The following is a 21809-nucleotide window of genomic DNA, read 5'->3' on the forward strand; positions in this document are numbered from 1 at the left end:
TGATCCTACCCACATAATGTGGACACGGCCCTAAGCGAGGTTCTGGTTTTCAAATTGTTCCGGGCTGAGACCGCCGCACGCACTGTGGCGACGCCAGCGATTGTAATCGCACTCGATATAATTAAACACCGTCGTCCGCATTATTTCCCGGCTGGTAAAGCGTTCTCCGTGGATACATTCCACTTTCAGCGAGTGAAAGAAGCTTTCCACGCAGGCATTGTCATAGCAACAGCCTTTTGCGCTCATGCTCCCGCGCAGATTATGACGTTTCAGCAAGGTCTGATAATCCAACGAACAGTACTGACCACCACGGTCCGTGTGAACAATGACATTTTCCGGACGTTTACGTCGCCACAGCGCCATTTGCAGTGCATCGCAGGCAAGCTGCGCCGTCATACGCGGCGACATCGACCAGCCAATGACGGCACGCGACCACAGATCAATGACCACCGCCAGATACAGCCAGCCTTCATCTGTACGTAAGTAGGTGATGTCACCCGCCCACTTCTGGTTTGGGCCACTGGCGTAAAAATCCTGTTTCAGCAGGTTCTCTGACACAGGCAAGCCGTGCTCACGGTAACTGACCGGACTGAACTTGCGGGCCGCTTTCGCCCGCAGTCCCTGACGGCGCAGGCTGGCAGCAATGGTTTTAATATTGTATTCAGGCAGTTCTTCGGCGAGACGAGGCGCACCATAACGCTGCTTTGCCTCAGTGAATGCCTGACTGACAGCAGCATCACAGATGTGCCGGAACTGCTGGCGCGGACCGGGCTGATGGCGACGAAGACGCCAGGCATACCAACCGCTCCGGGCAACCCGAAGCACACGGCACATGGCTTTGACGCTAAACTCAGCCTGATGATTTTCGATGAAGACATACTTCATTTCAGGCGCTTTGCGAAGTATGTCGCGGCCTTTTGGAGAATAGCCAACTCTTCATCCCGCTCCGCCAGTTGACGCTTAAGGCGGGCAATTTCAACGGACATTTCCTGCTCCCGTTCGGAAGAGGAATGTGCATTTTTCAGCTTACTTCGCCAGTGATAGAGCTGTGATTCATACAGGCTGAGCTCGCGGGCTGCTGCTGCAACACCAATACGTTCCGCTAGTTTCAGGGCTTCCTGACGGAATTCAGGCGAGTGCTGTTTACGGATCTTTTTGATGGTTGATGCTGGTTTTGTCATGTGAGCTACCTCTGGTTGAGAGTTTACTCACTTAGTCGCGTGTCCACTATTCGCGGGTAGGATCACAGGACTGATGAAACGCAGTAACTACAAAGTAGTGAGTGATATTACCTGTGGCTCAGGCAAAAAAGGAAACTAACATTGATGGGAAAAAGTGATCGCCGAACCTTCGCTATAACGTTGATTTACGTTGCGGAAATTTACTTACACCAGCAGTTACATAAATATTAAAGGTAGCTAATCGAACAGGAGGAAATGAGATAACACATTGATTTAAATGGCACGCCCTACAGGATTCGAACCTGTGACCTACGGCTTAGAAGGCCGTTGCTCTATCCAGCTGAGCTAAGGGCGCACGGAGGAGAAACTTCGTGGTTGGAACGCGTGGAATTATACGGTCAACGCCTGTTGAGTCAATGGCTTTTCCCCGTAAACGTTGATTACCCGGATGTCAGCTTAAATCCCCTCCTTTTACCGCTCACTCCTTCACCAGACGTTCGCTATTCCGGCCCGGGTATACGAAATATCCCAGCGCCGTTTAAGCAACGCCTGGTACCTTCATTTCTGGGCTCTGACAACAATAGAAGTCCATCGCTCAACGCGGTCATCCCTGGATGAACAACGCTAACTCGCGCTTTGCAAAGATGATTTCTCCAGGGGCTACCGATAATGAGTTTTAAGAAGATAAATATGGATTGACGGTCAGAGAGGGAACGATGAGCATCATACTACGCAGAGAAAGACGACGGAGAAACCTCACTCCTGTTCAGAGTCACGCCCGCCCCCTCCCCCATTTTGCCTTGGTTGAACGCCACGATTTGCTGAGCCACCACGGGCGAGCTAATGAAAACCGCATTCTGGTGACCTGTGATTATTTCCTCGCACTTGGCATTCATCACAGCCCGGCTCCGTTGTGTTATTGCACTATCTATAACAATCTCGACGAGGCGCTAAGCGTGGTGCGTGGCACGCAACCCCTCAACCTGATTATCGACATTGAGGGGTGGCCCATACCGACACTGGCTATTCTTAATCACTTACTCGACCTTCATAAACGGTATCCGGGCCTTGAAATTTCATTGATCACCCCTGAAAAAGCCTGTTCATATCGCCGTTTTTTACAAGCCGCGTGTCTGTGCCGCTTAATCGACAAGCATCTGGACCTGAAACAGCTTCGTGATGCCTTACAGTATCGCCGCCTTCTTCTTCCTGCTTCACACCGTCTGTTTAAAACCCGGGAATGGAGCGTGCTGCTGTTAATGGCCCGAGGGTTCTCGTTATGCGAGATAGCACGCTATCAGCAGCGCCCTTATCATCGAATTACCTACCGGGTAAATTGCATCATTACCCTGTTACGGCTGGAGAAACGTCAGCATTTGCTCAACCTTTTACAGAAAATCTGTGCCACACCTCCCGGCTACACCTCGGAATAACTTATTGAAGCGCCGAATTTTTTTAGGAAATTACTTAAAATCAGGTAAGCATACCGTTATTATTTAACCATTAATTAACAATTATAATTAATCTTAAATTGCTCTCGATAGCGAAACGAACAACCGCCTTAGGCTAACTGCCCAATATTTACCACTGCTTAATAAGATTTTTTCGCGGATAGCAGGTGGTTTATTCGAGTGAATTGTGAGCGCGTTGGCATAACCTTATGCCTGGGATTTGCAACAACCGGAGATCCTGCTGCGCCGCAGCAGCCAGGGTGCACCAGAGAGGATATAGCGTTGTGTCATCATAACTCTCTCTCTTAAAAGCTATTTTAGCCACCGAATTTCCACAGGCGTCAAAATAACATTTGGAAAGAAAATTAACACTGCCACAACATCCAGTGCGTTGTGTTGTTTTTTTAAGACCAGTAAGCCATAAACATCGATAAAACAAAAATAAGCAGAAAATATCCCCAAAAGAAAAATCTCACTCGAGATCATTTAGAACATCCTAATTAGTAAAGGCATTTATCCATTTCTCAGGCTTTTTCAAATATCGTTAAAGGGTATAATCGACAGCATTAAGATAAATAACAAAATGCACCACAACGTCTCCCCCACAGATAATAGTTGATGGTGATTACGTGACCACAAAAAACAAGGAAGCCTTCATCGCATTCATTGGAAAATACATCAGTATCAGGATGTTCTGATTACCCCACCGTCACTTATATTGCTGTTCTGCCAGATAAAAACTGACGCTAGCGGCCCCCACGTTCCTTTTCTCCGCTATATCAGAAGCCTGGTTACATCGTTATTAGCCTGCACTGGCGAACTGCCCGTTCGGGGAACAGCAGAACCGAAAACATAATCTGAGGAATAGAAAATGAAACCGGCCGCCGTAATTATTATGGATGAACAGCCCATCGTCAGAATGTCGATAGAAGTCTTGCTGAACAAAAACAGCGACATCCGGGTGGTGCTAACATCAGGGGATGGAAGAGAAGTGCTTGATTACATAAGAAAATCGGAAGTCGATTTGATTATCGTTGACATCGAATTGCCGGGAACAGACGGGTTCTCGCTGCTAAAGCGCATTAATGATATGCGCCCAACGACGAAGGTCTTGTTTTTATCATCGAAGTCGGAGAACTATTATGCCGGGCGGGCACTTCGCGCGGGAGCAAATGGATTCGTGAGTAAGCGCAAGGATTATAATGATATTTACAAAGCGGTGGAAATGCTGCTGGATGGCTATTCTTTTTTCCCATCTGACACAATAAACCTGTTAAGCCAGCATGCCACTCGACGCAATGAGCAAGTGGAACTTCCTTTATCTAATCGCGAAGTGACCGTGATGCGTTATCTGGTAAATGGATTAACAAATAAAGAAATTGCTGACCAGCTATTATTGAGTAACAAGACCATAAGCGCACATAAATCCAATATTTTCTCTAAGCTTGGGGTTCATTCCATCGTAGAGCTGATTGATTATGCCCGCTCGCACGAGCTACTCTGAAAAAAAAATACCCCATTCCCGAAAACTCCGGGAATGGGGCGTATTTAATAATAATTAATGGCGAAGGTCGCGTCTGCGTCTGCGCTCCCCGCCTGAGGATTTTCGGCGGTGGCGATATAGTTGGCAAAAAACTGCAAGGTTGCGTTGCCTTGTGCATCCACGACCACTTCGCGGCTGGCGTGTTGCAAAGGCAATCGCCGGCGATCGCTGTCACGAATTTCAACGGCAACGCGGCTGGCGGTACTGCTCGCGTTTAAGCTGAGCAGCGAAGGGTCGCTGTCATCAGCTTTGCCTGCAAAGGTAATGGAAGCAGCGCCCGGAGGACAACCGGTCAGGCTTAAGGTAAAGGGTGTTAAAGAGGTCGTGCTCCCGGTCTGGCGTAATTGCTTTGACGCCCATCGCCCCAGTTCAACCGATTTATCGCTGTCGCTGCCTTCCGCCACACAGGTGTAATCCACCACATTTCCGGTCAACTCAATGTTGATTTCGCCCAGTGGCGTGTCAGCCCAAACCGTGCTGCTGATGCCCACGCCTAACACGATCCATCCCAGTTTCTTCATCGCCCGCTCCTTAGTCATAATCCACACGCAGGTAGCCGCGAGCCGTAAATTTCCCTTCCTCCGGTTTATTGCCGGTCACGCTAACGGGCCAGGCGCGGATACCAACCTGCGCCTGTGCACTGCCATCCAGACGGAAAGGGATCTTGCTATTGATGTTATTCGGTGTCAGAGGGTTACCACTGCTGTCAGCCACGATAAAACCAAGGTCAGGATTGTCCGACACCATCGCATTGCCCTGGGATTTCTCCGCTTCGACACGCATGGTGAGATAGGCCTGCGACTCCACGTTCGTGCATTTTATGCCAATGGTTTTCTGCTGAATGGGCACATTTGCCGGAGCATTTCCCGCCCCTGCATCGCTGAAGAGCGAGGCTCTGATATCACCAAAATCAAACTGCACGATGGTTCCCGCGTTGATTTCACAGGTCTGCGGCACATTGATTGTTCCGCTATAGCTGATGGTGTAGACCGGCGTGGTCAATGGCTCACCGTTGTTGGTTGTCACATAGACCGTAAACATTGTTTGCTTTGGGATAACGACCATATTGATAAAGCGACGAGTCACCTTCAGGCGGAAGATCAATTTAGAGTCATCCACCGGAAAGGGTTGTTGCTTCGGCACGTTAGGGTGCGAGCCCATTTGAATGTAGTTCGCCGGAGGATAAAAAGTCCCCGCCGCGCTGTCCGTTATCTGCATTGCGCCATCCAGATAATCATTCAGCTTTAAATATTTGAAGTTGTTCTCAGTGCTCACCACCGGGAAACTGGTCACGTAACTGCGTTTGGTGGTGGTGCCTGTGGTGCCCGCCGGACACACAGCGTTAACACCAATCCAGCCCGATTTTTGGCTGAGCGTCACCGTTTGGCCGACCTGGTTATTGGCGCTGGTAAAGGTATCCGTCAGATCGTAAAACACATCCGTCGGCACCCCGTTCTGATTACGGCAAACCGTTGCCCATGCCGACGTGCTGGTCAGCGCAATGCCCAGGACAAATAAGGTCAGGGTCTTAGTGATCACAGCGAACCTCCGTGAGTGTGACCGCCTGTTTCAGGCTCTTTTCGGGGAGAGAATACGGTGCGCGACATTGCGCATTTGGCCCGTCGCCCCATTGGATCAACAGTTCACCTTGCAGCGGTAAGCCACTCAGGTAGATTTGTCCGTCGTCTCCCACCATGCTGGTAACGCCGCTTGATGTTTCACGCACGATGGCACCAAAAGGCACGGGCTGAGCACCGCGGCGTACCGTTATCAGTGCGCGCACGCCGATGCGAGTATCGAATGCCGCTCGCACCACTGCGCCTTCCGTCGGCACCACGCTGCTGACGTTGTTTTCTACGTCCGTGCTGTTGCTCATGGTGTTGGTGTCCAGCGCGATGCGGTTGTAGCGATAAACCGTGGCGTAAGGCATCACCGCATAGCCGCGCCAGTCGGTTTTCACCCCGGTCTGGTTTTCGATGCGAACGCCGTCGGCACCGGGCGCCTTGATCAGCACATTGGTGTCGCCCAGCGGCTGGCTGAAGGTGATGCCATCGGCGTGCGCCAGAATGCCGCCCGAAGCCTGCCAGTTCAGCGAGTGCTGGTCCCTGTCATAGTTGTACGCCCCGCTTAAGGTGCCGTAGGTCGCCTGCCAGTTGGCACTGGCGCTGCCGGTGTAACCGCGATCGCTGGCGTTGCCCTGGGTCACGCTGTAGCTGAGGTTATTCCCCTCAAGCAGCGTGCCGCTGATGCCACTTTGCCAGCTGGTATCTCCGTCGCTGTTGCGGTTGGCGGACACCGTGGCATAAGCCCGATCGACCGCCGTACGCCAGCGATCGCTTCCACCGTTGTTGAAAATGCTGAAAGGCACGGAGAGATTAAAGGAAGCAATACGATCGGTTCCTTCGATCCCCACTGATTGGTTCCAGGAGAGGGATAACGAATAACTGATCCCACGCCACCCCGCTGAATAGCCGAATTGATACCAGGTCGTGCTCTCATCGGAGCCCCAGTAGGTTTGCTCGCTGCCAGACAGATACAGTGAGCCGTAATCACCCAACGATTGCGAAATGTTGGCCTGGAAGCGGCCTTTCTTATTTTGCGTCAGGTTGTGGTAGCTAATAACATCAGGCACACCGTCCCGGTCGCTGTCATCGTTCCCGTACTGATAGCCACTCATGCTCTTCCACGTGGTGTCATCAAGCGTGAAAAAGCCTTTTGTCGAGTAGCGATAACCCAGTAGCTGGAAGTTGGTGCCGAAGGTGTTCAGCGATTTCGCGTACAGGAAGCGTAACGACTGCCCGTCGTGCGAGGAGTCATCCACCAGCACGCTGTGCGCATGGGTAATATCGAATGAGACTGCGCCCCAGTCGCCGAGGTTTTTACCCACCCCAACGGCGAGAGCCCGATAATTTTCAGCAAGCTGCGTACCGCCATAAACGGTCACACCTGCGTTCAATCCGGTTATCAGCGTGCCTTGTGCGAAGAATGGCGTATCCTGCTGATTGTTACCCGAGCGGAAATCGCCCATCACCAAATCGTATTTCCAGCGCCCTTCACGTTGCAGTAATGGCACGGAGGAGTAAGGCACGGTGTAGCGCTGCTGGCTGCCGTCTTTTTCATCGACGGTCACTTCAAGGTCACCGCTTGAAGAGGTCGGGTTCAGATCGCTGATAGCAAAAGCGCCGCTCTGCACATAGCTTTGATAAACCACGTAGCCGTTCTGACGGATGGTCACTTTCGCTGGAGTGCGCGCAATGCCGCGCACTGTCGGCGCGAAGCCCTGCATACTGTCGGGGTACATGCTGTCGGACGAGTAAAGGCGCGCGCCGCGAAATCCCACGCTGTCGAACACGTCACTGCCGCTGTTGCTGTCGCCCAGCACCAGTTCGCTTTTCCACGGAATAATCGAGCGTTGCGCCCAGGTGGCGACATTTTGCCACTGACTCTGTTTCTGGCTGTTGTTGTTGGAATAGCTCCAGGTGCCGTTATTTCGCAAACGCCACGGGCCGTAGTTCAGCCCGCTCATCAGGTTTAAAAAGTAGCTGTCATCGTTGCTGCCGCGATTTCCGCTAAAGCTGTAGTTCGCCAACAGCGCCGGGATGCCTTCATCCCACTCTTCCGGCGGAATGTAACCGCGTGCGCTATTAAACATCGCCACCTGCGGCAGGCTGATACTGAGCTTCAGCGCGGCAAAATCAAAACTTGTCTCCGCCCCGGGAATGGTTTTTTCCAGCGCAACACATTCCCCCTTCCCGACTTTCGCCAGTTCAGGAAACGCCGCCGTATTGACGCCAAGCCTGCGCAACAATTCAGGTGTAATACACGGAGCAAGCCCGCCCGCCGCTGGCTGAGTATTATCAGCCGCAACGAAGCGTAGATCCTGTGAGCCCATAAATTCGTCGTTACGAGAAATATCGACGCGGTAGACACCAGCGGGTTGCTGATGGCCTTTTTCAAAGCGCGACAAATCTGCCACGCCCGCGGCATCATCAGACAGGAATGAAGGGTTGAAGTAACTCTCCGCACATGCGCCGGAGGTTAACCCTGCCCCCGACATCGCCAGCACCAGCAGTTTCAACCGCGGCCAGCGTCGGGCAGTAAAGGCGATAGTCAGGGTGTTCATTACAAGTTCACACGACGTACAGGCGTGATGGCGCCGTAATCATTGACGCTCTGCCAGCTCAGCGCACCCGGGGTCGCTGCAGGCAGCGTAACGCTGGCGCTACCTTTCGGCGCGATCATCACGTTATCGACTTTTTTCCCGGCCATTTGCAGATTCACCAGCGTGATGTAATACGGCGTCGGATTGCTAATATTCAGGGTGCTGCCACTGCGGGTGAACGCGAGCTTATCCAGCGCAGGAGCAGGCTGGATTTCCAGATTTTGCGGGCGAACAAACAGCTTGATGCGCGACAGGATCGCCAGTTGGAGCACGTTGCTGCCGTCGGCACTTTTCTTGTCCATCGAAGGGATTGCCTTCACGTTCAGATAGAACAACGTTTCCCGATCGGCGGGCAACGCCGGGCCGGCGTAAATAATACGCAGCGTGTTTTCACTGTTCGGCTCGCTGACAAACAGCGGTGGCGTGATGACGAACGTTTTCTCTTTCTGCCCGTTAGCGTTCTCAATCCAGGCATTGATCAGGTAGCGTTCCTGTTTGTTGCTGTTGCTCAGGGCAAGCGAGGTTTGTTTGGCATTTTCGGGATAAATCACCCGAGTCGCGCCCAGGGCTATCCCCCCCGCCGCCTGGGCAGGCATCACACAACTCAAAAAAAGCAGTGACAGTAATGTCGTCACGTTAATAAGGCGAATCATAGCGAAATAACCTGTTTCTTAATGTCTGACTCAGTATTTTATTTACGGATAAACCAGCGTAAACCAGACTTCGGTGAGTAAATTCCCCGGTACCAGCGGTAAAGAAATAACGCGATAGCGTGCGCTGAAATGCAAAGTCATTTCTTTGGCGGTGATCGGTAAATAATAATTTGGAGAGGCGTTAGGAATAATAAGCTGCTGTCGTGGGTCAAACAGCGCTAACCCCAGCCCACTCTCGCCAGGCATCCCAGTAGCCTGAGCCGATGCGACAAAGACCTGTGGATCCTCTGCGGGGCTAAGTCCCTGAAAGCTCACGCCAACCAGGCTTGCCACCTCAGGCTGGCACTCCATAAGATGCAGAGAGAACGGCACGGTGACGGTAGAAAAGGTGCCCACATCACCAAAAGTATTGGTGCGATATTGCCCCATATCTACCCGCATAACCTGGCTGTCCGGGGCAACGGCGCAGGCACTGTTAACCAGCTCGCCGCGCATTTTCACGCGCCCGCCGTCGACCACAACGGTGTGGGCAAAAGCAGGGGTGAGCGTCGCAAACAGCAAAGCCAGCAGCGGCAACTTCCGTATCATCATCGTGTCCTGGGAGGTCTGAAAATGTGCCTCATCCTTAAGGCAAACTTCGTCCTGAACGTCAGAATGACTTACTCGTATTTCATGACGAAAGTCGCATCAGCGTTCGCCTGACCCGGGGTGGTGGTGTCAGTCGTTGCTTTGTAACGCGCGCTGAATTGCAGGGTGTTGGTGCCCTGAATCAGGTTCTGTGCGGCAGAGAACACGGTGCCATTTGGCGTCAGCGTTGCAGACGCGTTATCCATGATCTCAATACCCACGCCAGAGGCCGTGTCGGTGTTGCCCCCGGAAGCCACTGCAAGCAGGGAGGTGTCAGTTGCATCAATCTGACCCGTGAAAGCCACCGCTGCGGTCGCCGCAACAGCAGGATCACAATCGTTCAGCACGATGCTGAATGGGATTTTTGCGGAAGTATCACCGGTCTTGGTGAAAGACGCGGTACGGTACTGACCCAGCTCAACGGTCTGGTTGGCGGATTCGGTGCTGACGGCACAGGCTGCGTTCACCAGTTCACCTTTGAAATGCACGTTGCCGCCGTTAACCACGGTAGTGGCTGCATTAGCGGAAGCTGCGACAAAACCGAGCGCCGCCACCAGAGCGAAGGCAATCTTACTTACTTTCATGAGTTTTCCTTGATTTATCTAATTATTTACGGCGAAGAAACAATCCGAAAAATAACTCCCGTCGTTCCTTCAATACTGAACGGAAATAAAGCCCGCAGCAGTTGGCATACAATAGACAAATCGATGAACAGGAAATATGGATAAAAGCTGCCATTTCTGTCAGCCTCGTCCTAATAATAATTAAGAAAGGACTACTTATTTTTGTAAACATGGGAAAAACCTGTCTCTCTTTGTGGTTTTTCTTGTCATCCCACCCCGCGAGCATGATAAAAACGCAAACGGTGACTGACATCACGCCCGGCTTCTGACAAAATATGAGCATCCCCCCCTTTTGATAGTGACAGACGGAATCCTCTCTCTGATGGCAGCAAAGATTATTGACGGTAAAACGATTGCGCAGCAGGTACGCTCTGAGGTTGCGGAAAAAGTGAAGGCTCGTGTTACAGCCGGAAAACGCGCCCCTGGCCTGGCGGTTGTGCTGGTGGGCAGCAACCCTGCTTCGCAAATTTATGTCGGCAGCAAACGCAAAGCCTGTGAAGAGGTGGGCTTTATCTCCCGCTCTTACGATTTGCCTGAAACCACCAGCGAAGCCGAGCTGCTGGAACTGATTGATACCCTGAATGCCGACGATGAGATTGATGGCATCCTGGTGCAGCTTCCTCTTCCGGCAGGCATCGATAACGTCAAAGTGCTGGAGCGTATCGCGCCGGACAAAGACGTCGATGGCTTCCACCCGTATAACGTGGGTCGACTGTGCCAGCGTGCACCGCGTCTGCGCCCTTGTACACCGCGCGGCATCGTGACGCTGCTTGAGCGTTACAATATCGACACTTACGGTCTGAATGCGGTGATCATCGGCGCATCCAATATCGTGGGTCGCCCGATGAGCATGGAACTGCTGTTAGCAGGCTGCACGACCACCGTCACCCACCGCTTCACCAAAAACCTGCGTCAGCATGTTGAGAACGCCGATCTGCTGGTCGTCGCTGTTGGCAAGCCTGGTTTTATTCCTGGCGAGTGGATCAAAGAAGGCGCGATAGTGGTCGATGTCGGCATTAACCGCCTTGAAAGCGGCAAAGTGGTTGGCGATGTGATTTTTGACGACGCCGCAGCGCGTGCGTCATATATTACGCCGGTACCGGGTGGCGTTGGCCCAATGACCGTGGCGACGCTAATCCAGAACACGCTTCAGGCGTGTGAAGAATATCATGATGTAGAGGACGTTTAAGAATGGCCACTTTTTCCCTGGGCAAGCATCCGCACGTAGAGCTGTGCGACTTACTGAAACTGGAAGGCTGGAGCGAGAGCGGCGCGCAGGCGAAGATCTTTATCGCCGAAGGCCAGGTCACCGTTGATGGCGTGGTAGAAACCCGTAAGCGCTGCAAGATTATCGCCGGTCAAACCGTCAGCTTTGACGGCCAGAGCATCACCGTTATCGCCTAATGTTTCCCCGACGGCAGTCGCCGTCGGGCTCTCTGCTACAGATATGAGAACGTCAGCACCGCCGACCCATTGGCATCACCTGCGCCGACCTGCGCTTTGGTCTGAATATAACGGGCGTGGAAAGTAAAGGTTTCCGGCCCGCCCGCCGCTTTCTTCAACAGCTTCTTCTCATTCAGTTTTAGCGCTTCGGTGCCATACAGCACCTGGATCCCCACCCCTGTTGCCACCTCCGCACTTCCGGCTCCGTTCAGCTGAAGCACGGAGGTGTCGCTGGTCTCGCTGTTTTGCATACCGCTGAGGGTCACGCTAACATCCAGCATGGCCTGACACTCCAGCAGCATGTTGATCTCTTTCTCCGGTGTGGTCGAGCCCACGCCGCGGAACTGCTTAACTGCAAAGTTTCCCATCATTACTGTCACATCCGGTGTTTTTATCATGCAGCCGCCAGTGGTAATGATGCGCCCACCTGTGACATTAAGTCTCACGGGAAACAGTGAACCGTCCTGGCTGACGGTCGAAAACTCGGCATAAAGCCCCGTTGGCAGATTCCTTACCGTACCGGGTTCGGATTGCCCGGTTTTACGAATAATCAGAGTGGCCTCTGCCAAATCATCCAGTGCGGTTATATTGTTGTGAGCAATAAATCTGGTAAACGGCGGCTGCTGATAGGTATATTCCGAATTGCTCGTACCAGCGTAAACAATCACGCTGTAGCCGGGGATCCCGGTTTGGTAGGTACCAGCAGGGCTGCCGGAAACGGCAATATTATTCACCCCGCTGGAGAGTACCCACTCTGGCGGGAGAATACAACGCATCACCCCCTGGCCATAAGGCTGAAACTTCACCGACGTTCTGAAAACTTCTGAGCCGACTGAAACGTCTTGTTTGATGGTAATATCACCGATATTGAGGTTTTGCTGAATATCGTGCGCACCGTTAATATATCGGCAGTTGGCCCACAGGCTACCACTGCTCCCTGTCAGCACAACCGCTAAAAATATTTTTATGACAACCTTCATATTTCCCTCTCCAGGTATCGCTCCCCGGCTAAAACAACCAGGAATATTCCCAATTATTATTTGGTCTCATAAAGAATCTATTTCACCGTCGATGGCGCACAAAACTCACGTCAGGGAAATAAATTTTCTATTTATTCTTTTGCCGAACTACTATATAAAAAGAGGGTGTCCAATAAATAATATTACCTGTTTATCTCCTTTGCATAATTACCCATTCAGGGGCTGACGACCCGAATGAGAGAAAGCCATTTCCGCAGGATGACCACGCAGGCCTCGAGCGCTGTCTTTTATCCTTCAAACAGCAGGGCTGTCACGGGGGGGATTTATCTGGCCTCAGAAACCAACCGGTCGGCCTTACCTGTGCTGGTGAGCGAGTGCCCGCTGCCGCTGGTCATGGTGTCGCAATCGCTGATGGGAGATAACTGCAACCTGCTGATGGGCGATAACCGTCAGGCAGCCAGCAGCGCTTGCAGGGAGCTCGCAGCGAACTAATGCAAAACGGCAGGGTGTATAAAGAAGAGTCGACCCCGGCATGCAATGACGATACCCACGCCGCAAGCCTTGCCACCCGGCAGCAGCGCTGATTATCCGTCAGCTCAGAGAGCCCGACCTGCAAACCCAGCGCATCACGCTTTCGGGCCAGCTCATTGCCCGGGAATCGGCCTGAAAATAACAACGCCCGGACGAACCGGGCGTGACAGTAACAACCTTATTTCCCTGCGGGTCGAACATCTACCACGGTTATCTCATACACCATCGTCGACGAAGGCGGGATCTCCGGCGGTCGCCCCTGCTCGCCATAGGCCAGCTCAGGCGGTACGGCCATCACCAGCTTGCCCTTGTCGCCAAGCTTGCCGACAGCCGATGAGAAAAGCGGCGGGAACTCCGACAGCGGCAGCGCCAGCACTTTTCCGGTCTGCGCCATATCCTTAATCACCTTGCCGCTCGCCAGGCTCTCTTTCACCGAAACCGCCACTTTGTCGTTTTGACCGATTTTTCCCTGGCCTTTTTTACTGATGCGGTAGTAGTAGCCCATCTCTGCGCGCTGCGTACCGGGCTTTTTACTGAAGGCCTGAAGGAATTTATCGCTCTGGGCAGGCTTATTCTGGCTGAGCACCTGTTTGTTCATCGCCTCCAGCACCGCAATAATTTTCTCCCTTGGCAGCCTGAACTCGCCGCGCAGGGAATCTGTCACGCCGCTGCTGACCTGCGTCATATCAAGCGGAAATCCGTCTGCTTTTACTTTATCCAGCACCTGAGTGACCTCATGCCCCCAGAAAGTTCCCAGAGCATACGAACGCACTTCGCCTTCTGATTTCGGCTCCAGCGTTTTCGCGCCCTGACGCAACTCAGCCAGCTGCGCCTCCTGCGCCTTGAGCTTATCGCTCGCCTCCAGCCATTTTTTATTTAGCTCCTCGCGCTGTTTCTGGCTTTCCAGCAGCGAGTTTTTCGTGGCGAGCAGCCCTTCATCCTTGGTTTTATTTTCAGCAGCCAATCCCGCGTTTCTGGCGAGCATATCTTTGGCAAGGCGATCGCTTTCAAGCTGCGATTTTTTCAGCTGCTCTGAGACTTTCAGTTGTTCGGCCTGAGCCTTAGCCCCGGATTCCCATGCAGCCTTCAGCGTAGCGACCTGCGTCTGGAGAGCCGCAACCTCCTTCCGGCTCTCTGTCAGCGAAGCCTCTGACTTCGCCAGCGCCTGATTTTTGAGGGCCTGGGCTGCCGCCAGGTCCAGCGCCGTCGCGGTCCGGGCAGCCGTTAGCTGCGCGATCTGCTCTTTCTGCTGCTGGTTTTGTTGCTGGCTGTCCGTCAACTGTTGCCTGATACCTGCCACTTCCTCCTCTTTCTCATGGCCGGAGGACTGCAGGACCGCGATTTGCCGGTTTCTCTCTTCAAGCTGTAGCTGCGTGCTCTGGAGCTGTTCCTGATTGAGCTTTTGCTGTTGCGCCGTCTCTGCCAGTGATTTTTGCAAAGCCGCTATTTGTGAATTCGCCTCTGACATCAGTGACAGCGGCGTTTTATTCGCACCCATCTGGCTTATTTTTGCGGGAGGAGCCTTACGACGAGGCAAAGCGGGAAGCGCTATCGGTTTTTCCACCAGCAGAGCCGGAATATCGCTGGACTGGGCGGTAATGGCATCCAGCGACTGCAGCGCTATGCTGCTATCGTCAGCCAGTACCTGAGTGGGGAGAATGAAAAGAATTAACGCTGGATAGGCAAAAAAAAAGAGCTCATGCGGCCTGCGGTCATTTTAAATTCTCCCCCCGATTGATCAGCGACTGGCGAACGGATTGCGCAATATCGCTGCATAATTTTTGCGTTTTATATTTATAGAGAGCATCCAGGGTATCCCGGGTTTGCTCGCCAATATCATCCCGCACGCTGGTATAAACAGAAGCGCTCTGAAGGAGGCTCTCAAACGCCTCTTTTTTACGGACATACAGGGTCTGATTGACTTTTGCCAGCGCGACCAGCTCCCGCTGGCACACCGACGCTGCGCCCTGCGCAACGCTCTCCTCACGCTCAATGACCGGTGCCGGGGGAGCGATGGCTGGTGCTGGTGATGGCTGAGTAAGGGAAGCTGAAACGTTATTTTCCGGAGGCTGCTTTTTTGTCTGATGCTTTTGGCACCCGGCAATAAGCAGCGGTAATGCACATCCTAATAATAATAAACGCCACTGATGACCTCTTTTTATTTCTGTTATCCCGTCCACGTGCCCTCCCTCATTTGCTTGTAATTTATCAGGAAATATAAAAACTAAAGGACGGGCATTATCTTACAGGCCGAAATATAAAAACAACGAGGGAAAAGCGTTCAAGGAATGGACTCATCACCAAACTAAATAAAACAAATGAAAACAATTCACTGCATCTATTTTTAAACTGACGTTCATATTTTCAGAACATCATAAAAAACAATGAGAAAACGATAAAAGGGAAATGAAAATTGAGTGGATAAAAGCTACTTCACGGAAGAAAGTTTTTTTAAGACCATTTAGGACTTTGAATAAAATGTGGCCCCTTCGCATTGAAAGAGGCCACAAGAGGAGAGATTACTTACGACGCCAGGTTGTACCCTGCGCGCCGTCTTCCAGCACGATCCCCATCTCATTCAGACGGTCACGTGCAGCATCTGCCGCTGCCCAGTCTTTCGACTGACGCGCTTCCAGACGCTGTTTAATCAGAGCCTCGATTTCAGCTACTTCGCCGTCGTCGGCCTGCGCACCGCCTTGCAGGAACACTTCCGGATCTTGTTCCAGCAGGCCCAGCACGCCAGACAGTTTACGCATGTGCGCCGCCATCCCGTTTGCCGCAGCCAGGTCTTCACCTTTCAGACGGTTCACTTCGCGGGCCATATCAAACAGCACGGAATACGCTTCCGGGGTGTTGAAATCGTCGTCCATTGCTTCACGGAAACGGGCTTCAAACGCTTCGCCGCCTGCGGCTTCAACAGAAGTATCTGTGCCGCGCAGCGCAGTGTAGAGGCGCTCCAGCGCTGAGCGGGCCTGCTTCAGGTTCTCTTCGCTGTAGTTGAGCTGGCTGCGGTAATGGCCGGACATCAGGAAGTAACGCACGGTTTCGGCATCGTAATACTTCAGCACGTCGCGCACGGTGAAGAAGTTACCCAGCGATTTCGACATTTTCTCGCGGTCAACCATGACCATGCCAGAGTGCATCCAGGTATTTACATACTCGCCATCGTGCGCGCAGGTAGACTGGGCGATTTCGTTTTCATGATGCGGGAACATCAGGTCCGAACCGCCACCGTGAATATCGAAATGGGAACCCAGCTGTTTGCAGTTCATCGCAGAACACTCAATGTGCCAGCCTGGACGACCTTCGCCCCACGGAGAAGACCAGCTCGGCTCGCCTGCTTTGGACATTTTCCACAGCACGAAATCCATCGGATTGCGTTTAACATCCACCACGTCAACGCGTGCGCCAGCCTGCAGCTGTTCCAGATCCTGGCGTGACAGCAAGCCATAGTTAGGATCGCTTGGCACCGAGAACATCACGTCGCCATTGTCAGCTACGTAAGCGTGACCGCGAGCGATCAGCTTTTCGGTGATCTCAATGATTTCGTGGATGTGGTGCGTGGCACGCGGCTCGTTGTCCGGACGCAGGATGTTCAAAGCATCAAAATCTTTGTGCATTTCGGCGATCATGCGATCGACCAGCGCCACAAAATCTTCGCCATTTTCATTAGCGCGTTTGATGATTTTGTCGTCGATATCGGTGATGTTACGCACGTATTTGAGCTGATAGCCCAGGAAACGCAGATAGCGGGACACCACATCAAACGCAACAAAAGTACGGCCGTGGCCGATATGACAGAGATCGTAAACGGTGATACCACACACGTACATGCCGACCTGTCCGGCATGAATAGGTTTGAATTCCTCTTTTTGGCGCGTCAGTGTATTAAAGATTTTTAACATCGAAGATTCCATGTAGACGTGTGTGGGCGAAAACCGCGTATTCTACCCGTTATTCAATCGTGAAGCAGCACACAATGCAAGGTGATCGAACCCTACGGTTATGCTATAACAAGCCCCTATACGTGACCCGTCAGCGGGTATTCGCACCACTATATCGGAACAGGATGCAAAAATGGTTACTTTCCACACTAATCACGGCGATATCGTCATCAAAACCTTCGACGATAAAGCGCCTGAAACAGTTAAAAACTTCCTGGACTACTGCCGCGAAGGTTTTTACGACAACACCATTTTCCACCGTGTGATTAACGGTTTTATGATTCAGGGCGGCGGCTTTGAGCCAGGCATGAATCAGAAAGCCACTAAAGATCAGATCAAAAACGAAGCGAACAACGGCCTGAAAAACACCCGTGGTACGCTGGCTATGGCCCGTACTCAGGCGCCACACTCTGCAACCGCACAGTTCTTCATCAACGTAGTGGACAACGACTTCCTGAACTTCTCTGGTGAAAGCCTGCAGGGTTGGGGTTACTGCGTGTTTGCTGAAGTTGCAGAAGGCATGGACGTAGTTGATAAGATCAAAGCTGTCGCAACAGGCCGCAGCGGCATGCACCAGGACGTGCCAAAAGAAGACGTTATCGTCACAAGTGTGACCGTCAGCGAGTAATCGTGGCGACACTCTTTATTGCAGATTTGCATCTGCACACAGAAGAACCGGCGATCACCGCCGGTTTTCTGCGTTTTTTACGGGGTGAAGCGCGCACAGCCGATGCGCTTTACATTCTGGGCGACTTGTTCGAAGCCTGGATTGGCGATGATGATCCCGAAGCGTTGCACCGCGAAATAGCCCAAGAGATCAAAGCGCTGGTCGATTCTGGCGTGCCCTGCTACTTCATTCACGGCAACCGTGATTTCCTGCTCGGTAAGCGCTTCGCGCGTGAAAGCGGCATGACGCTGCTGCCGGAAGAACAGGTCTTAGATCTTTACGGACGTAAAGTGTTGATCATGCATGGCGATACGCTGTGTACGGATGACACTGGCTATCTGGCCTTTCGCGCCAAAGTGCATCAGCCCTGGCTGCAAGCCCTGTTTCTTGCCCTGCCGTTATTTATCCGCCGTAAAATCGCCGCCAAAATGCGCAATGGCAGCAAAGCCGCCAACAGCCATAAATCAATGGCAATCATGGACGTGAACCCGCAAGCCGTGGTGCGCATGATGGAAAAACATCAGGTGCAGTGGCTCATTCATGGGCATACGCATCGCCCGGCGGTTCACCCGCTGACAGCGAATGACCGGCCTGCAAAGCGTGTGGTGTTAGGTGCGTGGCATGAGGAAGGGTCGATGGTCAAAGTGACCACCGACAGCGTCGAACTGATCGCGTTCCCGTTCTAATCAGCCGCGATCGTCTTTCGGGCCAAGGAAGTAAAAGCCAAACGGCAGTGAACCAATGATGGTGAACATGATGCTGTAAATGGCCGCCCAGGCGCCCTGAATAAAGAACATGCCCACATTCCAGTTTTCCATCGGCAGGTTGTATTGATCTTCCACGCCCTGGAACGTCACTTTAGTTACCACCGTCACGGCAATCAAAAAGACAATCGCGACAGCGGTCAGAAATTTTTTCCCTTCCGGGGTGCGAAGAATGTGTTTCAGCATACGTTCTCCTCGTGGTCATGCTGCGCTGCGGTGTTTCCGCAGTCGTTTCGTCGGCAAGGTAACGACTCCAGCCGCAACTTTACCGTATTTCTTGCCCTGTCGGGGTAAATTTACATCAACACGGCTGTGAACCGCGCTTTCGCCTGTTTCCTGACCGCGCAACCGTTTTCCTTGCCGATTTTCCATGCTATTCTCTGTGGCCTTCAAAGCAGTGTGTTCCACACCCACAGGAGTTTTAAGACGCATGTCTTCCCGCAACAATCCGGCGCGTGTCGCCATCGTGATGGGGTCCAAAAGCGACTGGGCTACCATGCAGTTCGCCGCTGAAATCCTCGATACCCTGAACGTACCGCACCATGTGGAAGTGGTTTCTGCACACCGCACGCCCGACAAACTGTTCAGCTTCGCCGAAACCGCTGAAGAAAATGGCTATCAGGTGATCATCGCCGGCGCCGGTGGAGCAGCACATTTGCCGGGTATGATTGCCGCGAAAACATTAGTTCCGGTTCTGGGTGTACCTGTGCAGAGCGCAGCGCTGAGCGGCGTCGACAGCCTTTACTCCATCGTTCAGATGCCACGCGGTATTCCCGTTGGCACACTGGCGATTGGCAAAGCGGGTGCCGCCAATGCCGCACTGCTGGCGGCCCAAATCCTCGCCACTCATGACAGTGAATTACACCAGCGCCTGGCTGACTGGCGGAAAGCGCAAACCGATGAAGTGCTGGACAATCCAGACCCGCGGGGTGCGGAATGAAACAAGTTTGCGTCCTTGGCAATGGTCAATTAGGCCGTATGTTGCGCCAGGCGGGTGAACCGCTGGGTATTAGCGTTTGGCCTGTCGGGCTCGAAGCCGATCCGGAAGCCGTGCCCTTTCAGCAAAGCGTGATCACCGCAGAAATTGAGCGCTGGCCGGAAACGGCGCTGACTCGCGAGCTGGCGCTGCATAAAGCGTTTGTGAACCGCGACGTGTTCCCGATTATCGCTGACCGTCTGACGCAAAAGCAGTTGTTCGACAAGCTGGGGCTCGCTACCGCGCCGTGGCAGCTGCTCGCTGATAACACAGAATGGCCTGGCGTGTTTGAGCGTCTTGGCGAGCTGGCTATTGTGAAGCGTCGCACTGGTGGCTATGACGGCCGCGGACAGTGGCGTTTACGCGCCGGTGACACCGGGCAGCTTCCTGCCGATTGCTATGGCGAATGCATTGTTGAGCAAGGGATCAACTTTAGCGGTGAAGTTTCGCTGGTCGGCGCGCGTGCCCACGATGGCAGCACCGTGTTCTACCCTCTGACCCACAACCTGCATCAGGACGGCATTTTGCGCATCAGCGTAGCGTTCCCGCAGGCCAATGCTCAGCAGCAATCACAGGCTGAAAGCATGCTCACGGCCATCATGAATGAGCTGAACTATGTGGGCGTGATGGCGATGGAATGCTTTATTACGCCATCAGGATTGTTGATTAACGAACTGGCCCCCCGCGTTCACAACAGCGGGCACTGGACACAAAACGGCGCATCCATCAGCCAGTTCGAGCTCCATCTTCGCGGCGTGACAGATTTACCGCTGCCGCCGCCGGTGGTGAACAGCCCGTCAGTGATGGTCAATCTGATTGGCACAGACCTGAACTACAACTGGCTGAAGCTGCCATTGGTGCATCTGCACTGGTATGACAAAGAAGTACGCCCGGGTCGTAAAGTCGGTCATTTAAACCTGAACGACAGTGACACCGGGCGTTTAAGCGCCACGCTTGAAGCGCTCATTCCCCTTCTTCCGCCGGAATACGCGAGCGGGATAGCATGGGCACAGGCAAAACTGAAGTAAGCGCACCAAAAACCTGCATCTCAAGGATGAATGCAGGTTCGAGCCCCTTTTCCTCATCGCAGCAGTGAAAAATCAAAGTATCCTTCTCTGATACGAGTAAAATCCCCCCATGCCATTCGAGAAGGATTTTTTCATGAACAATGGGACAGACTTCCGCGCCATTCTGCGTGCCGGAACGCCCATCATCGATGTACGTGCGCCCGTTGAGTTTCAGCAAGGTGCCGTGCCAACCGCCATCAACCTGCCGCTCATGAATGACGATGAACGCGCGTCTGTTGGCACCTGTTACAAACGCCAGGGTGCGGAAGCCGCGCTTAAACTCGGCCATTCACTGGTTCGCGGTGAGCTTCGCCAGCACCGTATTGACGCGTGGCTTGCGGCATTTCAGCTGTATCCCAATGCGTATCTTTGCTGCGCACGTGGCGGCCAGCGCTCGCATATCTCTCAGCAGTGGCTGCGCGAAGCAGGGCTTGATGTTCCGCTGATTGTCGGCGGGTATAAATCCCTGAGGCAAGCCACGATGAGCATCACTGAAGAGAAGGTCAAAAAACCCATTGTGTTGATTGGCGGTTGCACAGGAAATGGCAAAACGCTGCTGGTGAAGGCGCACGCTTCAGGCATTGATCTCGAAGGCCTCGCCCATCATCGCGGCTCTTCATTTGGCCGAACCCTGCAACCGCAGCTTTCACAGGCAAGTTTTGAAAACGCGCTGGCCGTTGAGCTGTTGCGTACCGGGAGTGAACGCTGGGTGCTGGAAGATGAAGGCCATATGATTGGCGCCAATCACCTGCCGGAATGCCTGCGCGAACGGATGGCGCAATCGCCAATCGTGGTGGTAGAAGATCCCTTCGAAATCCGGCTGGAGCGCCTGCGGGAAGAGTACTTCACAACGATGCATCAGGATTTCTTGCAGGCCTTCGGGGAAGAAAAAGGCTGGCAGGAATACAGTGATTATCTGCACCACGGCCTGTTCGCCATTCGCCGCCGTCTGGGATTGCAGCGCTTTGCTGAACTGACGGATAAACTGGATACCGCGCTGGTTGAACAGCAGCGTACAGGATCGACCGAATCGCATTTCAGTTGGCTCAGGCCATTAGTGATTGAGTATTACGATCCGATGTACAGCTACCAGCTCAGTAAAAAAGCGCAGAAAATTGTGTTCCGTGGGGATTACGCTGAGGTTGCGGCCTGGCTTACGGAGTAAACGCTTTCCAGGCCCGCGCAAACGCAGTGCCA

The 21809-nt window shown here is 53.0% G+C and carries 21 protein-coding genes, 1 tRNA gene and 1 pseudogene; 10 read left to right on the forward strand and 13 right to left on the reverse strand.

The window, feature by feature from the left end; translation table 11 throughout:
* Positions 1–30: 30 nt before the first annotated feature.
* Positions 31–1181, reverse strand: a protein-coding gene (locus ACRCWW_RS08110; RefSeq protein WP_438681950.1) for an IS3 family transposase whose coding sequence is annotated in 2 segments (ribosomal slippage) — positions 31–923 and positions 923–1181 — 1152 coding nt in all. Because the reading frame shifts where the segments join, the coding sequence is not laid out codon by codon here.
* Between the two features lie 278 nt (positions 1182–1459).
* Positions 1460–1536: transfer RNA gene (locus tag ACRCWW_RS08115), tRNA-Arg, on the reverse strand.
* 445 nt (positions 1537–1981) lie between these two features.
* Here ACRCWW_RS08115 and ACRCWW_RS08120 point away from each other — a divergent pair.
* Complete coding sequence (locus ACRCWW_RS08120; protein WP_438681951.1) at positions 1982–2614, forward strand: hypothetical protein; 633 nt, start codon at positions 1982–1984, stop codon at positions 2612–2614.
* A gap of 889 nt (positions 2615–3503) precedes the next feature.
* On the forward strand, positions 3504–4136 hold the full coding sequence (fimZ, locus tag ACRCWW_RS08125) for a fimbria biosynthesis transcriptional regulator FimZ (RefSeq protein ID WP_438681952.1): 633 nt from the start codon (positions 3504–3506) through the stop codon (positions 4134–4136).
* A gap of 44 nt (positions 4137–4180) precedes the next feature.
* On the opposite strand, the gene sfmF is transcribed toward fimZ, so the two are convergent.
* The 6 genes from sfmF to fimA form a co-directional block, all read right to left on the reverse strand.
* Positions 4181–4696: a fimbria assembly protein gene (gene sfmF, locus ACRCWW_RS08130; protein ID WP_438681953.1), complete on the reverse strand. Its 516-nt coding sequence runs from the start codon at positions 4694–4696 to the stop codon at positions 4181–4183.
* Positions 4697–4706: 10 nt separating this feature from the next.
* Positions 4707–5714 (reverse strand): type 1 fimbria D-mannose specific adhesin FimH, encoded by a 1008-nt coding sequence (gene fimH / locus ACRCWW_RS08135; protein ID WP_438681954.1) that lies wholly within the window; start codon positions 5712–5714, stop codon positions 4707–4709.
* Entirely contained in the window at positions 5704–8232 is a 2529-nt protein-coding gene (locus tag ACRCWW_RS08140; RefSeq protein ID WP_438682008.1) for a fimbrial biogenesis usher protein, read from the reverse strand. Before ACRCWW_RS08140 ends, fimH begins: the two co-directional genes overlap by 11 nt.
* A 65-nt stretch (positions 8233–8297) precedes the next feature.
* Positions 8298–8990: a type 1 fimbria chaperone FimC gene (fimC, locus tag ACRCWW_RS08145; RefSeq protein ID WP_438681955.1), complete on the reverse strand. Its 693-nt coding sequence runs from the start codon at positions 8988–8990 to the stop codon at positions 8298–8300.
* 42 nt (positions 8991–9032) lie between these two features.
* A complete protein-coding gene (gene fimI, locus ACRCWW_RS08150) occupies positions 9033–9578 on the reverse strand; it encodes a type 1 fimbrial protein subunit FimI (protein WP_438681956.1) in 546 nt (181 codons plus the stop codon).
* 71 nt (positions 9579–9649) lie between these two features.
* Positions 9650–10201, reverse strand: a complete 552-nt coding sequence (gene fimA, locus ACRCWW_RS08155; RefSeq protein WP_438681957.1) for a type 1 fimbrial major subunit FimA — start codon at positions 10199–10201, stop codon at positions 9650–9652.
* A 361-nt stretch (positions 10202–10562) separates the two neighbouring features.
* On the opposite strand from fimA, the gene folD reads away from it, so the two are divergent.
* On the forward strand, positions 10563–11429 hold the full coding sequence (gene folD, locus ACRCWW_RS08160; RefSeq protein WP_438681958.1) for a bifunctional methylenetetrahydrofolate dehydrogenase/methenyltetrahydrofolate cyclohydrolase FolD: 867 nt from the start codon (positions 10563–10565) through the stop codon (positions 11427–11429).
* 2 nt (positions 11430–11431) lie between these two features.
* On the forward strand, positions 11432–11644 hold the full coding sequence (gene ybcJ / locus ACRCWW_RS08165) for a ribosome-associated protein YbcJ (protein WP_330983217.1): 213 nt from the start codon (positions 11432–11434) through the stop codon (positions 11642–11644).
* Positions 11645–11679: 35 nt separating this feature from the next.
* Here ybcJ and ACRCWW_RS08170 read toward each other — a convergent pair whose 3' ends face one another.
* Positions 11680–12663, reverse strand: coding sequence for a fimbrial protein (locus ACRCWW_RS08170; protein ID WP_438681959.1), 984 nt, complete (start codon positions 12661–12663; stop codon positions 11680–11682).
* Between the two features lie 251 nt (positions 12664–12914).
* On the opposite strand from ACRCWW_RS08170, the pseudogene ACRCWW_RS08175 reads away from it, so the two are divergent.
* Positions 12915–13220 (forward strand): annotated as a pseudogene (locus tag ACRCWW_RS08175) (LacI family transcriptional regulator); the annotation flags it as partial.
* 152 nt (positions 13221–13372) lie between these two features.
* On the opposite strand, the gene ACRCWW_RS08180 reads toward ACRCWW_RS08175, so the two are convergent.
* From ACRCWW_RS08180 to cysS, 3 genes are all read right to left on the reverse strand, one after another.
* Entirely contained in the window at positions 13373–14692 is a 1320-nt protein-coding gene (locus tag ACRCWW_RS08180) for an FKBP-type peptidyl-prolyl cis-trans isomerase (RefSeq protein ID WP_438681960.1), read from the reverse strand.
* Positions 14693–14906: 214 nt separating this feature from the next.
* The gene (locus ACRCWW_RS08185; protein ID WP_438681961.1) at positions 14907–15374 is read right to left on the reverse strand and encodes a hypothetical protein; all 468 of its coding nucleotides are present in this window, start codon (positions 15372–15374) and stop codon (positions 14907–14909) included.
* Between the two features lie 339 nt (positions 15375–15713).
* Positions 15714–17099: a cysteine--tRNA ligase gene (cysS, locus tag ACRCWW_RS08190; protein ID WP_438681962.1), complete on the reverse strand. Its 1386-nt coding sequence runs from the start codon at positions 17097–17099 to the stop codon at positions 15714–15716.
* Between the two features lie 172 nt (positions 17100–17271).
* Between cysS and ppiB the strand changes: the two genes are divergently transcribed.
* On the forward strand, positions 17272–17766 hold the full coding sequence (gene ppiB, locus ACRCWW_RS08195) for a peptidylprolyl isomerase B (RefSeq protein ID WP_438681963.1): 495 nt from the start codon (positions 17272–17274) through the stop codon (positions 17764–17766).
* Positions 17767–17768: 2 nt separating this feature from the next.
* Positions 17769–18491, forward strand: coding sequence for a UDP-2,3-diacylglucosamine diphosphatase (gene lpxH / locus ACRCWW_RS08200; RefSeq protein WP_438681964.1), 723 nt, complete (start codon positions 17769–17771; stop codon positions 18489–18491).
* Here lpxH and ACRCWW_RS08205 read toward each other — a convergent pair whose 3' ends face one another.
* Positions 18492–18755, reverse strand: coding sequence for a DUF2534 family protein (locus ACRCWW_RS08205; RefSeq protein WP_330983210.1), 264 nt, complete (start codon positions 18753–18755; stop codon positions 18492–18494).
* Between the two features lie 244 nt (positions 18756–18999).
* Between ACRCWW_RS08205 and purE the strand changes: the two genes are divergently transcribed.
* The 3 genes from purE (at position 19000) to mnmH (ending at position 21777) form a co-directional block, all read left to right on the forward strand.
* Positions 19000–19509, forward strand: a complete 510-nt coding sequence (gene purE, locus ACRCWW_RS08210) for a 5-(carboxyamino)imidazole ribonucleotide mutase (protein ID WP_438681965.1) — start codon at positions 19000–19002, stop codon at positions 19507–19509.
* On the forward strand, positions 19506–20573 hold the full coding sequence (purK, locus tag ACRCWW_RS08215) for a 5-(carboxyamino)imidazole ribonucleotide synthase (RefSeq protein WP_438681966.1): 1068 nt from the start codon (positions 19506–19508) through the stop codon (positions 20571–20573). The genes purE and purK overlap by 4 nt, the downstream gene beginning before the upstream one ends.
* 133 nt (positions 20574–20706) lie before the next feature.
* Positions 20707–21777, forward strand: coding sequence for a tRNA 2-selenouridine(34) synthase MnmH (gene mnmH / locus ACRCWW_RS08220; RefSeq protein WP_438681967.1), 1071 nt, complete (start codon positions 20707–20709; stop codon positions 21775–21777).
* Positions 21778–21809 lie beyond the last annotated feature (32 nt).

Source organism: Scandinavium sp. (genome assembly GCF_051650185.1).
GTDB lineage: Bacteria > Pseudomonadota > Gammaproteobacteria > Enterobacterales > Enterobacteriaceae > Scandinavium.

What these genes read in the sequence shown, in the direction of transcription:
- fimZ (WP_438681952.1), top strand. Translation starts at nt 3,504, where the DNA reads ATGAAACCGGCCGCCGTAATTATTATGGATGAACAGCCCATCGTCAGA.
- sfmF (WP_438681953.1), bottom strand. Translation starts at nt 4,696, where the DNA reads ATGAAGAAACTGGGATGGATCGTGTTAGGCGTGGGCATCAGCAGCACG.
- ACRCWW_RS08140 (WP_438682008.1), bottom strand. Translation starts at nt 8,232, where the DNA reads ATGTCGGGGGCAGGGTTAACCTCCGGCGCATGTGCGGAGAGTTACTTC.
- fimC (WP_438681955.1), bottom strand. Translation starts at nt 8,990, where the DNA reads ATGATTCGCCTTATTAACGTGACGACATTACTGTCACTGCTTTTTTTG.
- fimI (WP_438681956.1), bottom strand. Translation starts at nt 9,578, where the DNA reads ATGATACGGAAGTTGCCGCTGCTGGCTTTGCTGTTTGCGACGCTCACC.
- fimA (WP_438681957.1), bottom strand. Translation starts at nt 10,201, where the DNA reads ATGAAAGTAAGTAAGATTGCCTTCGCTCTGGTGGCGGCGCTCGGTTTT.
- folD (WP_438681958.1), top strand. Translation starts at nt 10,563, where the DNA reads ATGGCAGCAAAGATTATTGACGGTAAAACGATTGCGCAGCAGGTACGC.
- ybcJ (WP_330983217.1), top strand. Translation starts at nt 11,432, where the DNA reads ATGGCCACTTTTTCCCTGGGCAAGCATCCGCACGTAGAGCTGTGCGAC.
- ACRCWW_RS08170 (WP_438681959.1), bottom strand. Translation starts at nt 12,663, where the DNA reads ATGAAGGTTGTCATAAAAATATTTTTAGCGGTTGTGCTGACAGGGAGC.
- ACRCWW_RS08180 (WP_438681960.1), bottom strand. Translation starts at nt 14,692, where the DNA reads ATGGGTGCGAATAAAACGCCGCTGTCACTGATGTCAGAGGCGAATTCA.
- cysS (WP_438681962.1), bottom strand. Translation starts at nt 17,099, where the DNA reads ATGTTAAAAATCTTTAATACACTGACGCGCCAAAAAGAGGAATTCAAA.
- ppiB (WP_438681963.1), top strand. Translation starts at nt 17,272, where the DNA reads ATGGTTACTTTCCACACTAATCACGGCGATATCGTCATCAAAACCTTC.
- ACRCWW_RS08205 (WP_330983210.1), bottom strand. Translation starts at nt 18,755, where the DNA reads ATGCTGAAACACATTCTTCGCACCCCGGAAGGGAAAAAATTTCTGACC.
- purE (WP_438681965.1), top strand. Translation starts at nt 19,000, where the DNA reads ATGTCTTCCCGCAACAATCCGGCGCGTGTCGCCATCGTGATGGGGTCC.
- purK (WP_438681966.1), top strand. Translation starts at nt 19,506, where the DNA reads ATGAAACAAGTTTGCGTCCTTGGCAATGGTCAATTAGGCCGTATGTTG.
- mnmH (WP_438681967.1), top strand. Translation starts at nt 20,707, where the DNA reads ATGAACAATGGGACAGACTTCCGCGCCATTCTGCGTGCCGGAACGCCC.